Source organism: Antarcticimicrobium sediminis (assembly GCF_004348975.1).
GTDB lineage: Bacteria > Pseudomonadota > Alphaproteobacteria > Rhodobacterales > Rhodobacteraceae > Antarcticimicrobium > Antarcticimicrobium sediminis.
In genome coordinates this window covers 278550-293378 of the sequence record NZ_SMFP01000004.1, presented here as the reverse complement: position 1 = coordinate 293378, position 14829 = coordinate 278550, and the positions used below count along the sequence as shown (strand labels likewise).

The 14829-nt window shown below is 66.3% G+C and carries 7 protein-coding genes; 1 reads left to right on the top strand and 6 read right to left on the bottom strand.

Going from position 1 to position 14829, the window contains the following annotated elements:
- Positions 1–5: 5 nt before the first annotated feature.
- From E1B25_RS08760 to E1B25_RS08750, 3 genes are all read right to left on the bottom strand, one after another.
- Positions 6–4865, bottom strand: coding sequence for a PKD domain-containing protein (locus tag E1B25_RS08760; RefSeq protein ID WP_132828452.1), 4860 nt, complete (start codon positions 4863–4865; stop codon positions 6–8).
- Positions 4866–4913: 48 nt separating this feature from the next.
- Complete coding sequence (locus E1B25_RS08755; RefSeq protein WP_132828450.1) at positions 4914–7283, bottom strand: FecR domain-containing protein; 2370 nt, start codon at positions 7281–7283, stop codon at positions 4914–4916.
- A 182-nt stretch (positions 7284–7465) separates the two neighbouring features.
- Positions 7466–7924 (bottom strand): Lrp/AsnC family transcriptional regulator, encoded by a 459-nt coding sequence (locus E1B25_RS08750; RefSeq protein ID WP_132828559.1) that lies wholly within the window; start codon positions 7922–7924, stop codon positions 7466–7468.
- A gap of 172 nt (positions 7925–8096) precedes the next feature.
- Here E1B25_RS08750 and E1B25_RS08745 point away from each other — a divergent pair, with 172 nt between their 5' ends.
- On the top strand, positions 8097–11519 hold the full coding sequence (locus E1B25_RS08745) for an indolepyruvate ferredoxin oxidoreductase family protein (RefSeq protein WP_132828449.1): 3423 nt from the start codon (positions 8097–8099) through the stop codon (positions 11517–11519).
- A 23-nt stretch (positions 11520–11542) separates the two neighbouring features.
- Here E1B25_RS08745 and E1B25_RS08740 read toward each other — a convergent pair whose 3' ends face one another.
- The 3 genes from E1B25_RS08740 to E1B25_RS08730 form a co-directional block, all read right to left on the bottom strand.
- Positions 11543–12172, bottom strand: a complete 630-nt coding sequence (locus tag E1B25_RS08740) for a glutathione S-transferase family protein (RefSeq protein ID WP_132828447.1) — start codon at positions 12170–12172, stop codon at positions 11543–11545.
- A gap of 82 nt (positions 12173–12254) precedes the next feature.
- Positions 12255–13394, bottom strand: a complete 1140-nt coding sequence (locus E1B25_RS08735) for an acetate/propionate family kinase (protein ID WP_132828445.1) — start codon at positions 13392–13394, stop codon at positions 12255–12257.
- Positions 13391–14788, bottom strand: coding sequence for a bifunctional enoyl-CoA hydratase/phosphate acetyltransferase (locus tag E1B25_RS08730; RefSeq protein ID WP_245510655.1), 1398 nt, complete (start codon positions 14786–14788; stop codon positions 13391–13393). Before E1B25_RS08730 ends, E1B25_RS08735 begins: the two co-directional genes overlap by 4 nt.
- Positions 14789–14829: the final 41 nt, after the last annotated feature.

The window sequence follows — 14829 nt, the reverse complement described above, 5'->3', positions numbered from 1 at the left end:
CGGCGCTACTCGCCGCGCGGCCGTGCCGTGATCACCGCCGTGTCACGCGCCACCCCACAGACAAGCCCGGTGGTATCGCGGGCCTCGACCGTCACGGTATAGTCGCCCGGCGCGCCATAGCCGTGCCGCGCCACCGCACCCGAGGCCCCGGCCCCGTCGCCGAACTGCCAGCCGACCCGCACGCCCTGACCGTCAGGATCACGGGTGTCGCTGGCGTCAAAGCGCACCACATCATGGGCCGCCCCCACCGGCACCGTGCGATCCGGGCCGGCATCAACCATCGGCGGAGCATTGACTAGAACGCGGGCGGTATCGCTGCCGGTGTCGCAGGCGGCGGCGCCGCTGTCATCGCGCACGGTCAGCCGCACCTCCAGCGCACCGGGGCTGTCAAAGCTCCGCTCCACCTGTGCCCCGTCCAGTGTCACCCCATCGCTGAACACCCATTGATAGCCGACAAGCCGCCCGTCCAGATCGGTCGAGGGCCCGGCATCGAACATCACCGGCTCACCCGGGCAGACCACCCGGTCCGGCCCCGCCAGCGCCGAGGGCGCGGCATTGACGCGGGCATAAACCTCTTCGCTGCTGCGACTGCTCAAAAGCCCGGCGCCATCATCCAGCGAGACCTGCACCGGGAACAACCCGGGGCGGTCGAACATGTGTCGCACCTCGGCCCCCTCGGCCGCGCGGCCATCGCCGAACACCCAACGCACCTGCGTCTGAGGTTCGGCATCGACCTGCCAGATCACGGGTTCTGCCGGGCAGACCGGCGGCGGCGCGTTCAGATTGGCCACCGGCACTGGCCGCACAACGACCTGTTTCAAAGCGGTCACGCTGCTGTTGCTGACACCGGCATCGTCGCGCACCGTCAGCCGCAGATCGTAGGTGCCGGGGGCGTCGAAACTATGGGCCGTGCGCACGCCGCTGGCGGTACCGCCATCGCCGAACGCCCATTCATAGGACAGGATCGCCCCATCGCTGTCCGCCGACAGGCTGGCGTCGAACCTGGCCTCCTGCCCGACCGCAAGCATGTCCGGGCCGTCGATCAGCGGTGCCGGGGCAGCATTGACCACCACCCACTGCACCATCTCAAGCGCGCCACAGCCCGCGCTGCCGTCGCGCAGATCGGCGCGCAAGGTCACGCTATAGCGGCCCGGCTCGGCCCAGACATGGCTGATCTCGGCCCCCTCGGCCGTGCTGCCATCTCCGAACGTCCAACGGAAGTTTTTCGGCGTTTCGCCACCCGCCGCACCAACATGCGCCTTGAGCGTCACCGCCGCCCCCACCGCCGCCCGCTCGGGGCCCCGGATCCGCAGTTCAGGTGCCGGAACCACCTCGACAAGGGTCGTGTCGGTATCCAGGGGGCTGCAGGCACCGCGCGCCTCGCCGGTGATGGTCAGCGTCACGGTATAGCTGCCCGGACGGGTAAAGATATGCTCTGGCGTGTCGCCGCTGCCGGTGCCGCCATCGCCAAAGGTCCAGCTAAAGGCATTCACCGCCCCGTCCGCATCGCTCGAACCGGTGCCGTCAAACCGCACTTTGGCATTGGCGCAGACCTGCATGTCGGCGCCCGCATCCGCGATCGGCCCTTCGCGCACCAGTGCCGCGATCCGGTCCATGCTGGTGCCGTATTCGGTCCCGGTCTCGTTGCGCACCTGCAAGGTCACCGGATACACCCCCGGCCGTTCATAGGTCTTGGTCGGGTTGATCAGATCCGATGTGCTGCCATCCCCGAATTCCCAAGAATACAGCAACAATCCACCATCGGGATCAGCGCTGTCAGAGGCATCGAACAGCACCGGTTCGCCGGAACAGACATCGCGGTTGCCGCCGGCATCCGCCACCGGACGCGCCCGGATCGTGACCGTGGTGGCGTCAATCGAGCGCGCATTGGCCAGCCCGGTGCCATCGTCCACCTGCAGCGTCACCGGATAGACCCCCGGATCGGCGTAAACATGGGTCACCTGTGCGCCAAAGCCCGGGGAGGAGTTGTCGCCGAAATCCCAGCGATAGATCAAGGCATCGCCATCCGCGTCGGACGATCCGGTGCCATCGAACACCACGTAAAGCCGCTCGCTTTCCACCGTCGGGCCGGCTTCGGCCTGCGGCGCGTTGTTGACGCGGATCGTCACATCGTCCTGCGCGGTGCCATTGGCCACGCCGCTGTCATCGGTGACGATCAACTGCGCCGACCACACCCCGGGCGTAACATAGGCGCGTTCGACCGTCGGGGCATCCAACGGGCTGCCCAGATCGTCGAACTCCCACCGATAGCCGGCCAACTGCCCGTCCTCGTCATAGGACTGGCCCGCATCGAACAGCACGCTATCGCCCGGCGCGATCAGCAGATCAGGCCCCGCCACCGCGACCGGGGCGGCATTGACGGTGATCAGAACCTCGGAGTCATCCTGCGCCGCACCGCCGGGAAACCCGTCCGATACGGTCAGCCCGACCCGGTACAACCCCGGCGCGTCAAAGACATGCGCGACCCGCGCCCCCTGCTGTTCGCTCCCGTCCGGAAAGCGCCAGTCATAGCCCGCGATCGCCCCATCCGGGTCAAGCGAGGCGCGCCCCGACAAAACCACCTCTTCGCCGGGCGCAACCACCTGTGGCGGGCCGGCATCGGCGATCGGCGTGGCGTTCACCACCACCCGCAGGGTGTCGCGATCCAGATTCAGCGGCGCGCCGCTGTCGTCGCGCACCACCAACGCCACCTCATAGCTGCCGGGCCGCTCATAGGCATGTTCGACCTGTTGCCCGCTTGCGCTTGCACCATCGCCGAAATCCCAATCCCAGCGCGTCACGCTGCCGTCGCTGTCGGTCGATCCGCCGCCGTCGAACCGCACCACGCTGGCGGTCACGAACTGATCCGGCCCGGCCTCGGCCAGCGGGGCGGCATCCACCCGCACCACCTGCGAAACGCTCTGCAGTGCCGAGGCGGTGCCGCTGTCGTCAATCACTGTCAGCGTCACGTCAAACGCGCCCGGCTTGGTCCAGGCATAGTTCACCACCTGCCCCTCGCCCGTGGCCCCGTCGCCAAAATCCCAGATATAGGACAGGATCTGCCCATCCCCGTCGCTCGAGGCACTGCCGTCCAGCACGGCCAGCTCCGACACCGCGACCGGCCGGTCGGGGATCGCAAAGCGCGGCTCTGGCGGGGCGTTCACCACCACCGTCATCCGGTCCTGCGCGCTGCCGTTGACAACACCGCTGTCATCGGTGACCCGCAACATCACGCTATAGCTGCCGGACCCGGTAAAGGTATGCGTCACCGTCTCGCCGTCCAGCACGGTGCCGTCGCCCATCTCCCAGACATAGCTGTCGAGCTGCCCGTCGATATCATAGCTTGCCCCGGCGCTCAGGATCACCGGCTGGCCGACAACCGCCTGCTGGTCGGTCCCGGCCTCGGCCACGGGGGGAAAGTTCACCACCACCCGCCGGGTCTCTATCCCGAAGTTACAGGGATGTGCGACGCCGTCCTCGACCCGCAGCACCGCGCGGTACTGACCCGGCGTGGCATAGGCATGGCTGGCGCGCGCGCCCTCGGCCACGGCACCATCGCCAAACCGCCAGTTGTAGCGCGTGATCGGGCTGTCCGAGGGCCGCGAGCCGCTGCCGTCAAAAGCCACCGGCTCGCCCGGGGCCACCATGATATCGGGGCCCGGCACCGCCACCGGCGCGTCGCGCACATGCACCGGCAGCTCCAACGCCGCGCCACGTCCGGGGCGGGTGCCCGCCTCGACCCCCTCCAACCGCGCGGTATAGTGACCGGGGGCGTCATAGCGATAGGCGATCACCGGCTCTTGCGCGCTGTTGCCGTCACCGAAGGTCCACAGGTGGGACAACGGCCCGCCCGCGACGGAGCCGCTGGCATCAAAAGCAACCGAGCGACAATCGGCCAAGGGTCGGGCCGTGGCCTGAAGCCTTGGGCGCGCCGGGTCAGGCGCGCGCAGCGGCGGCATCTGCAACGGCAGTGGATTTCCCTCGGCGTCGAACACCGCCATGGTCACGTCATTGGGCGTCTCGAAGCCGCCTTTCAGGCTGACCGCAAGATTGCGATCCCCGGTCTCGGCGCTGTCGGAGGTCCAGAAATCCTGCCCCGAACTGCGCAGCCCCAGATCGGCAAAATCGGTGACCAGTGCCAGATCGGCATTGGCGCCGTCAAAGCTTTGGACCGTGAGCGCACCGGCGCCCGGCCCGGTGAAGCGCACCCATGTCGCCGGGTTCGCGGCGGCCCAGCGCACGGTTGGGCGATAGGCGAACATCTCCAACCCTTCGGGCGGGCGGGCACGGTCACGCGCAAGGCTGACCCCCAGCGAATAGCTGTTGCCATCGTTGCCCTCGGAGCCCTGCACATCAAGGCGGAAATAGGCGCGCTCGTCCACCACCTCGCCCTGCCGCGCGCGTACCGCGGCCAGCGTGACCCAGCGCCCGTCGGTCTCGCGTTCATTGCGCCAGCTTTGCTGTTTCAACAGCTCGCCCGGGCCGCTCACCGGCACAAAGGTCTGACGCGGCGCGCGCGCGCCCTCGGCCACCGGTTCGGGGCGCGTGGCGGCGGTAAAGGCGCCCGCGCCACCGAACAGGCGAAAGGTGGTCTCTGAATCGGCGCTACCGCCATAGGTGAAATCGCCCGCGCCACCGGTTTCCGGATCATAAAGCCGCAGATAGACCCGCTCGCGCAGATCAGCGGGCAGGCTGAAAAAGATCTGTTCACGGTGGTCCACGTCGCCCTCGCGGCTGGCCGCGCGGCGCCCGTATACCACCAACAGCCCCTCTTGCGCACCCGTCGCCTGGGCCTGGGCCATTCCTGCCTCGGCCAATAGGGCCAACCCCAGCAGCGCCTCTGTCCACATCCGTGCGATCCGCATGATCCGTCCTCCGTTGCCGAACCGCGCACAGGCGCGACCGGCCTGTTCCTACTCGTACGCCGCGTTTCCGGCGTAATCCTCGATAACCAATTCAATCAGCTGCAGCGCACCCGGCTGCGGTGGCAGGCTTGCACGACAAATGCCGCTGGTACTGTCACAGCGCAAAAAGCCTTCGACCTCGGCCCCGTCTATGGTGAGGATGAACGATGCCGCCTGACGCAGACCACTGGCATCGCGCGCCTCGGCCCGGATCTCTATCGGCCCGTCCACTCCCTGATTGCGCCCCAGATCGACGCTCAGGATCTCTGGCGGGTCGATGTCATAGAGCATGCGCAACGGAGTCACCGCGACATTGCCGACCGCATCGCGAACCACCAGTTCAAAGGCGTTTTCACCCGGCTCCAACGTCAGCGACAGCTCAAAGCGGCCCTCGGCGCTCAACGGCACCTCGGTCCCGGCCAGCGTCAGCCCAGTCGCGTCGGCGGCCTGGCCAGTGAGTTGCACCACCGGCTCGCCGGTGGCCCGCGGCGGCGGCAGGTCCAGCACGATCTCCGGCGGCACCCCATCGCGCAGCGCGGTAAAGTCGAGCGCACCCTCGACCGCGCCGCCGGGCGCCAATACCTCGATCCGATAGCCCCGCTCGGCGGCATCGACCGGCACGGTGAAACTTACCCCGCCAGTCTCGGCCACGCGAGTGCGCAGCACCTCGGCCCCGGCCGCATCACGCACCACGACCTCGGCCCCCGGCGCCCCGGTGCTTTGCCCCATCACCGACAGCACATCAGACCGTGTCGCCAGCGCCCTGCCGACGCGCGCGATATCGCCAGACAGCGTAATCTCGACGGCCACCGCCGGGCGATAGACCACGCTCAGGCTGCGGGTACTCTCGTTTCCGGCCAGATCGGTCGCCACCACCGTGATCTGGTTCGGCCCCGGCACCAGCGGCAGGCTGGCCAGAAAGCTGCCATCGCGCGCCACATCCAGCGGCGCACCGTTCAGATCCAAGGTGGCATCAGGCTCTGACGCCCCCAGAATTTCCACTTGTGGCGCAGTCAGGATACTCTCTCCTGCGGGCGACAACAGCGTCAGGAAAGGCGGCGTGTTGTCCACCCGCAGGGTGAAATCGCGCGGCGTGCTCCACGCCCCCGGCAGGCCCAGCCGATCCAATGCCGCCACCCGCCAGTGATAGCGCCCCGGTGCCAGCCCCTCGGCCAGAAACCCGGTCTCGCCAATCCCGAATTCCGAGATCTTCATCTGGTTGAAGCCCGGATCACCCGCCACCTCGAGCCAATACGCTTCGGCGCCGTCCTGCGCGGCCCAGTCCAGCGCGGCAGTGGCGGTATACAGGATCGCCCCCACCGCCGGGGCCGCCAAAAGCGGGCTGTCCAACACCTGCGCCCGCTGCGACCCGGCCCCGCTCAGCACGACGCCCTCGTTCTCGCCCACCACGATCAGGTCGCCGCCGCGCGCAATCTCCAGCGCCGGGGTGTCATAGTTGACGAACCGCGCGCCGCTGGCATCGTTCTTGATCCAGAAATCCGACGAATTTGTGCTGGTCTCGACCCCGGGCACCTCGATCTCGAAGGCGGTCTTGTCCGAAAGCTGGTTCAACAGCGCATAGAAATCCCCCTCGACCAGCGACACTTTGGTCACCTCGCCCCCGGTCAGCGGATCAGAGCGCATGCGCTGGATGGTGGCGTTGGAATTCGGGTTCAGCCGCAACCGGCTGAGATCGCGAAACGTCACCTGCGTGGTGGAATTCGACAGCGTGCGCAGCCGCTCGAATTCCACCAATATGTCATTTTGCGCGCGCTCCGACCAAGCCGGTTCCGCCGGGGCCCGCCCCTCGACCCGGCCCTGCACGTCCGAGACCACAGCCTCGGCCGCCCGGTCCCGCTGCGCGATCGAGATGTCCAACGCCTGCTCGGCGAACCCCGTCGCCACCCCGGCAAAGGACACCACCTGTCGCCAGGACCCGGTTTCACGCCGCGACATCGCCGTATCGCGGTTCTCGATGGCGCTGCCGATCTCGGTCGGGGCAAAAATGCGCGCGCCTTCGGCGGTGGCTTTCTGGATCGCCTGCAAGGAAGACAAAAGCGCGCTGTCAGCGGCCAGAACCTGCGCCACCGGCAACACCAGTTCGATCCCGGGCACCAGATCGGCAGGCGAGGCGATATCGTTCAGCGCCAGAACCACCGGCCACAGATCCGGGTCGTGCAAATAGGTGCCGACAACGCCGCGAATGGTGTCGCCCTCGGAGAACAGCACCCGTTCGGGCGGGGCATCCATCGGGTCGGCCTCGGCCACCGCCGCCTGCGCGAACCCCAACAGCGTGACCCCGAACAGCGCGGCACCGCTCGCCAAGGCTGCCAGCCCCCGGCGGCACATGATCCGAAAAAAGATCTCGCGCGGCGTCACGTCTTAAGGTCCCCGCTACCAAAAAATAGTTAAAACTTTCGAAACACACGCGACACTTTCACGCAGCACCCCACGTTGACGCAAGGGAAATCGCGTAACACCGCAAGTCCATCCCTTGGCGCGAACAGTGCGTCGACAACAGGCATCAATCTAACGAAATTGTTTTCAATGTAGAAACAATCTTAGCGCGTGATCGGTCGGTTCCGCTTGATCGTGCGCAGCACCACGTTGGTCTGCGCGCTGTTCACCGCCGGCAGGCGGAACAGGAATCCGTCCAGAAACCGGTTATAGGCGTCCAGATCCCGGCACAGCACCCGCAGGTGGTAATCGGCCTGCCCGGTGGTGGCATAGCATTCCTGCACTTCCGGGCTCGCCTCCACCGCGCGGATGAACTCCACGATCCGGTCCGGGTCGTGCCGGGTCAGATGCACATGCACGATGGCCTCGAACCCCAGCCCCATCTTGCCCGGATTGACCACCGCGCCATAGCGCTCGATCACTCCGGCCTCCTCCAGCGCGCGCACCCGTCGCCACAGCGCCGAGGCCGACATCCCCACCGCCTCGGCCAGCTCCGCATTCGATTTGCGACAATCCTGCTGCAACAGCTCAAGCAGGCGGAAATCACGGTGATCCAGATCCATATGCGCGAAACCCCAATCCATGAAATGTCCATTTGGTGAACCATCTATCCGATATTCCCGCAAGTTTCACGAAATATGAAACGTTTTTCCATCTCGCGCGGGCCATTATCGCCTCAAAGCCGCAGTCCAAAAGCCGCTATCCCAAAAGCCGCAGTCCCACAGGAGCCGCCCCATGACCCGCCCGGAAACCGCGTTTCGCACCTATCAGCTTGACGACCGTTACAGCGACAGCACCGGCCGGGTGTTTCTGACCGGCACGCAGGCGCTGGCTCGGATCATGATGGACCAGGCCCGCCGCGACCGCGCGGCGGGGCTCAACACCGCCGGGTTCGTGTCAGGCTATCGCGGCTCACCGCTGGGCGGGCTCGATCTGGAACTCTGGCGCGCCCGCAAATGGCTGGAGGCCGACCGCATCACCTTCATGCCCGCCGTGAACGAAGATCTGGGCGCCACCGCAGTGCTGGGCGCACAACAGGCCAGCCTTGATCCCGATTGCGAGTATGAGGGCGTGTTCTCCATGTGGTACGGCAAGGGGCCGGGCGTTGACCGGTCCGGCGATGCGCTGAAACACGGCAACGCCTATGGCAGCGCCCCCAAGGGCGGCGTGCTGGTGGTGGCGGGCGACGATCACGGCTGCGTCTCCTCCTCGATGCCGCATCAATCCGACGTTGCTTTCATGGCGTGGTTCATGCCGACGCTGAACCCCGCCTCGGTCGCGGAATATCTCGAATACGGTGAATACGGGCTGGCGCTGTCGCGCTATTCCGGCACCTGGGTCGGGTTCAAGGCGATCTCGGAAACCGTGGAATCCGCCCGCTCGGTGGATCTGCGTCCGGATCGCGTCTTTGCCAATCCGCCGCTCGACCTGCCCCCGGGCGGGTTGCACGTGCGCGCCGCCGATCTGCCCAGCGCCGAGATTGAGATCCGCATCCAGCACAAGCTGCGCGCGGTCGAGAGTTTTGTCGAGGCCAACCCGATTGACCGGCGCATCTATGACATCCCCGACGCCCGCTTCGGTTTCGTCAGCACCGGCAAGGGGCATCTTGACCTGATGGAGGCGCTGCGCCTGTTGGGGCTGGATGAATCCGCCTGCCGCCGCCTTGGCATCGACATCTACAAGGTCGGCATGGTCTGGCCACTGGCGCGCCGCGACGCGCTGGAATTCGTGCGCGAAAAGCGCGAGGTGCTGGTGGTCGAGGAGAAGCGCGGCATCATCGAGAGCCAGTTCAAGGAATATTTCTATGACTGGCCCGGCCACAAGCCGGAAAGGATGGTCGGTAAATACGACAGTCAGGCCAACCCCTTGATCCCCTGGACCGGCGAGTTGGATCCGCTGATGCTGGCCCCCATCGTCGCCGCCCGGCTCGACCGCTTCTTTCCTGAAGAAAACCTGCCGGCCAAGGCCCACGCCCTGACCAAGACGCCGCCGCCCCTGCTGAATGTCGAGGGTGCCTCCCGCACCCCCTATTTCTGCTCGGGCTGCCCGCACAATACCTCGACCAAAGTGCCGGAGGGCTCCCGCGCGGCCAGCGGCATCGGCTGTCACGTGATGGCCAGCTGGATGAACCGCGAAACCTATGGCTATGCCCAGATGGGCGGCGAGGGCGTGCCGCACGTCGCGGCCAGCAAGTTTACCGGCGGCAAGCATATCTTTCAGAACCTGGGCGAGGGCACCTGGTATCACTCCGGCAGCCTCGCCATCCGTCAGGCGGTCGCGGCGAAGACCAACATCACCTACAAGATCCTGTATAATGACGCGGTTGCCATGACCGGCGGCCAACCGGTTGACGGCCCGGTCAGCGTGCATGGCATCGCCCAGACCTGCCGCGCCGAAGGGGTGCGGCGCATCGCGCTGGTATCAGACGACATCGACAAGTTCCGGCACAGCGATTTCCCCTCAGAGACCACCTTCCACGACCGCGCCGAAATGGACGCGGTACAGCGCGAGCTGCGTGAGATCCCCGGCGTCACGGTGCTGATCTATGAACAGACCTGCGCCACCGAGAAACGCCGCCGGCGCAAGCGTGACACCCTGGACGACCCCAAGCGGTTTGCATGGATCAACGATCTGGTCTGCGAGGGCTGCGGTGATTGCTCGATTGAATCAAACTGCCTCAGCGTCGAGCCGCGCGAAACCCCGCTGGGCCGCAAGCGCAAGATCAACCTGAATTCCTGCAACAAGGACTTTTCCTGCCTGAACGGCTTTTGCCCCAGCTTCGTCACCGTCGAAGGTGCCACCCGGCGCAAACGCGCGGCGGCCGATCTGGATTTCCTCGGGCTGGAAGCCGCCCTGCCCGCCCCGGATCTGCCCGCGCTCGACACCCCGTTCGATCTGCTGGTTACCGGGGTTGGTGGCACCGGCGTCGTAACCGTTGGCGCGCTGATCACCATGGCCGCCCATCTTGAGGGCAAGGGCAGTTCGGTGCTCGACTTTACCGGGTTTGCACAGAAATTCGGCACCGTGCTCAGCTATATCCGTCTTGGCGATGCGCCAGAGGCGATCAACCAGGTGCGCATCACCCCCGGTGCCGCCGACGCGGTGATCGGGTGCGACATCGTCGTCAGCTCGGCCCCCAAGGCCAGCGCCCATTACCGCAACGGCACCCGCATGGTGCTGAACCGCGCCGAGATGCCCACCGGCGATCTGGTGCTACACCGCGACGCCCAGCTGAAGACCGATCGCCGGGAACAGGTGATCGCGGGCGTGATCGGGGCGCAAAACCTCTCGGCCTTTGATGCCAACGCGGCAGCGGAAAAGCTGTTGGGTGATTCCGTCTTTGCCAATGTGATGATGCTGGGCTTTGCCTGGCAAAAGGGTCTGGTGCCGGTCAGCGCCGCCGCGCTGGGTCAGGCGATCCTGTTGAACGGAGTTCAGGTGGAGGCCAACCGCGCCGCCTTTGCCATCGGTCGGATTCTGGCCGACGCGCCAGAGCAGTTGCAGGCGGCCTATCGCGAGGACGCCGAGCCAGAGGAAACCCTCGAGCAGATGATCGACCGCCGCGCCGATTTCCTCTCAGGTTATCAAGACGCCGCCTATGCTGACCGCTACCGTACAAAACTGGCCGCGTTTCGTACGAAATGCCCCGACGCCTCGGAGGATCTGCTGCGCGCGGCGGCGAAATCCCTGTTCAAGCTGATGGCCTACAAGGACGAATTCGAGGTCGCCCGCCTGATAGCAGATCCCAGCTTCACCGCCGAGTTGAACCAGCAGTTCGAGGGCGATTTCAAGGTCAACTACCACCTTGCCCCGCCGCTTTTGAACCGGCGCAAGGACGGCCGGGGCCGCCCGCTCAAGCGCAAGTTCGGCCCGTGGATGGGGGCGGGGTTCCGGCTGCTGGCGCGGATGAAAGGGCTGCGCGGCAGCGCGCTCAACCCGTTCGGATACCATGGCGAGGCGCGGCTGCATCGCGATCTTCTGGCTTGGTACGAGGCCGCGCTGGACCGCATCGCCACCGCCTATGCGCCAGAGCGGCAGGCCGATTGCGCCGCCATCCTCGCCGCGCCGATGGAGATTCGCGGCTATGGTCCGGTGCGGGTGCAAGCGGCGCAAAAGGTCCGCGCCGCGACCGACGCGGCGCTGGACCGGTTGAGCTGAGGTGATACCAGTATTGGCCCGGCTCAGAGCGCCGCGCTGGGCCGCGCCTTGATCCGGTCAAACCAACCCTGTGTCGCCGTGTTCCCTTCGGGGATGCGGGTGCGGATGACACGGGCGAAATCGACGAAGACAAAGCCGGTGATATCGGCCAGCGAGAACCTCTCCCCCGCCAGCCAGGGGCTGTCGCGCAGCCGCTCTTCCAGCTGGTCGAAAAAGAAGCCGACGCGCGCGCGGCCCCGCTCGGCCAGTTCGGGGATCTGCTCGAAATCCAGCGGGCCGGGGATGGCGCGCCCTTTCATGTGGGGGTTGGTGTTGCGCAACACCTCGGCGATCGGCATCCCGCCCTGCTGTTCGGCAATCGCGTTCCACATCATCACCTGCCCCTTTTCCTCGGGCGTCACCCCCATCAGGGGCGGCTCGGGAAAGGCGGCCTCCAGATAGGCGGCGATGCCAAGGTTCTCGGCCAGCACGATGCCGTCATCGGTCACCAGCACCGGGATCGTGCCGCGCGGATTGACCGCGAGGAAGTCTTGCGAAAGCTGCTCTCCCTTGGCGATCGAAATATCGCGAGTTTCGATCCCCAGCCCCTTTTCGGCGATAAACATGCGCGCCCGGCGCGGATTGGGCGCGGTGGAACAATCGTAAAATATCATGCGGTCTCCTCCTGTTGGAGGCAGGATAGGCAGGGCATCGCAGCGGGGTAAACCCGTCACCAGAAGGGGACGCGCATTTTGGTTAGCTCAGCGCCTTGCTGACCGCGCGGGCGATCACCCGCTCCTCGTCAGTGGGGATCACCAAGACCTCGACCGGGCCGGTGCCGATGCGGGTGGCATCCTTGGCGTTGGCCCCTGCATCCAGCTCAAGTCCAAGAAACTCCATGCCTTCGATCACCCGGGCACGGATCGGTGCGGCGTGTTCGCCGATGCCGCCGGTGAACACCACGCCATCCAGCCCGCCCAGAACGGCGGCCATCGCCCCCACTTCACGGCGCAGACGGAAGACATAATACTCCACCGCCTGCGCGGCGCGCGGATCGTCGCTGGCCAGCAGCGTGCGCATGTCGTGGCTGATCTCTGACAGACCCTTGAGCCCGCTCTCGTGGTACAGGATGCGCTCGATCTCGGCCGCGCCCATCCCCTGCGCCATCAGGTACAGCAGCACGCCGGGATCAAGCTGGCCGCAGCGGGTGCCCATCGGCAAGCCGTCCAGCGCCGAGAACCCCATGGTCGAGCCTACGCTGTGCCCGTCCTTGATCGCGCACATCGACGCCCCGTTGCCCAGATGCGCCACCACGACCCGGCCTTTCGCCAGCGCCGGCCAGTCCCGCCGCAGGCAAGAGGTGATGTAATCATAGCTCAGCCCGTGGAACCCATAGCGGCGCACCCCCTGTTCATAGAATCGAAGCGGCAGCGCGAAGGCGTCATTCACGAACGGATGCCCGCGGTGAAAGGCGGTGTCGAAACAGCCCATTTGCAACGCCTCGGGAAAGGCCAGGCGCGCCGCATCGACGGCGGCAAGGTTGTGCGGCTGGTGCAGCGGCGCCAGCGGCTCCAGCGTGCGCAGCTGGTCGATCACCTCGGGGGTCAGCCTGACCGGGTCGCCAAAGCTTTTGCCGCCATGCACGATCCGGTGCCCCACACCCAGCACCTTGCGCCCCTCCAGTACCGGCGCCAGCGCGTGCAGGATCGCGCGCAGCGCCACCGCGTGATCGGCCGGGCCAATCTCACGCGCCGGGGTGCCCTTGACCTTGAGCCGGGCCAAGGGGCCAAGGTTTTCCACCTGACCAGAGGCCAGCAACGGCGGCTCAACCCCGGTTTCATGCACCCCGAACTTGATCGAGGAACTGCCCGCGTTCAGCGTCAGGATTACACTCATGCGCCAGCCCTCGCCAAGAAATCGGCATGCAGCGCGGCCACCGCACAAGAGGCCAGCCGCGCCTTGTCGTCATCGGAGCGGCTGGTCAGGATGATCGGGCATTTCGCCCCCACCACCACGCCACCGGCCTCGGCATGGGCCAGAAAGGTCAGCTCCTTGGCCAGCATGTTGCCCGATTCCATATTGGGCGCGACCAGAATATTGGCCCGCCCCGCCACCAGCGAGCGGATGCCCTTGGTCGCCGCTGCCGCCAGATTGATGGCATTGTCCATCGCCAGCGGCCCATCCACCAGCCCGCCGGTGATCTGGCCACGCTCGGCCATCTTGGACAGGGCGGCGGCGTCCAGCGTCGAGGGAATCGCCGGGTTGATGGTCTCGACCGCCGAGAGCACGCCGACCCGGGGTTCTTCGATGCCCAGCGACAGGGCAAGATCAATGGCGTTCTGAACGATATCGGCCTTGGTCTTGAGGTCGGGAGAGATGTTAATCGCCGCGTCGGTCACCATCAGCAGATGATCCAGCCCCGGCACATCCATCACGAAGACATGGCTCAACCGCCGCCCCCCCTTGCGCAGCCCGCCTTCGCGCTTGACCACCTCGCCCAGCAGGATGTCGGTGTGCAGATGCCCCTTCATCACCGCCGCCGCCTCATGCGCCAGCACCATCCGCACGGCCTCTTGTGCCGCCAGCCGGTGGTCGCGCACATCGACGATGCGATAGGGGGTCAGGTCGATCCCCTCTTCTGCGGCGGCCTCGGCGATCCGCTCGGCATGGCCGATCAGGATCGGGGTGATCAGCGTATGTTCGGCGGCAAGGATCGCCCCGGCCAGCGCATCGGCTTTTTCCGGCGCGACCACGGCGGTGGGAATCGGCGCCAGCGGCTCGGCCATGGCAAGCAACCGGTCGAAATGCACATGCCGTTGCAGGGTCAGCCCGGGCAGATCCTCGGGCGCAAAACTCAGCGCCTTTTCCGGGGCATAGACCTGCGCCTCGCCCTCCAGAACCCGCTCGCCCGCCGCATTTTCAATCCAGGTGTCGAAATTTACCAGCCGATCCGGCCCCTTGGCGGTCAGCCGCACGGTGACGGTCAGCGTGTCGCCCGCATTCGCCTGACGCAGAAACCGCAGGGTCTGGGAATGATACAGCGTCCCCGGCCCCGGCAGATCGCAGCCCAGCACCGCCGAAATCAGCGAGGCGACCCACATCCCCGGCGCCACCGCCTCGGGCTTGCCATCGCCATCGCCATCCTCGTCCGGCAGGTGCATCGGGTTCACATTGCCCGAACTATTGGCAAAGACGAAAAGATCCTCGGCCAGCAGGGTTCGGGTTCGGGCCGCCTCCATGCCGATTTCCAGCTTGTCGAAAGGCACGTTGTGCATCACCTGTGCAGTCATCGGCTCTGGCTCCTTATCCTGTTTCACCCGGCATCCGGTTT

Bases quoted from the DNA above. Each gene is read 5' to 3' on its own strand.
- E1B25_RS08760 (WP_132828452.1), bottom strand. From the start codon at position 4,865: ATGCGGATCGCACGGATGTGGACAGAGGCGCTGCTGGGGTTGGCCCTA.
- E1B25_RS08745 (WP_132828449.1), top strand. From the start codon at position 8,097: ATGACCCGCCCGGAAACCGCGTTTCGCACCTATCAGCTTGACGACCGT.
- E1B25_RS08735 (WP_132828445.1), bottom strand. From the start codon at position 13,394: ATGAGTGTAATCCTGACGCTGAACGCGGGCAGTTCCTCGATCAAGTTC.
- E1B25_RS08730 (WP_245510655.1), bottom strand. From the start codon at position 14,788: ATGACTGCACAGGTGATGCACAACGTGCCTTTCGACAAGCTGGAAATC.
- E1B25_RS08750 (WP_132828559.1), bottom strand. From the start codon at position 7,924: ATGGATCTGGATCACCGTGATTTCCGCCTGCTTGAGCTGTTGCAGCAG.
- E1B25_RS08740 (WP_132828447.1), bottom strand. From the start codon at position 12,172: ATGATATTTTACGATTGTTCCACCGCGCCCAATCCGCGCCGGGCGCGC.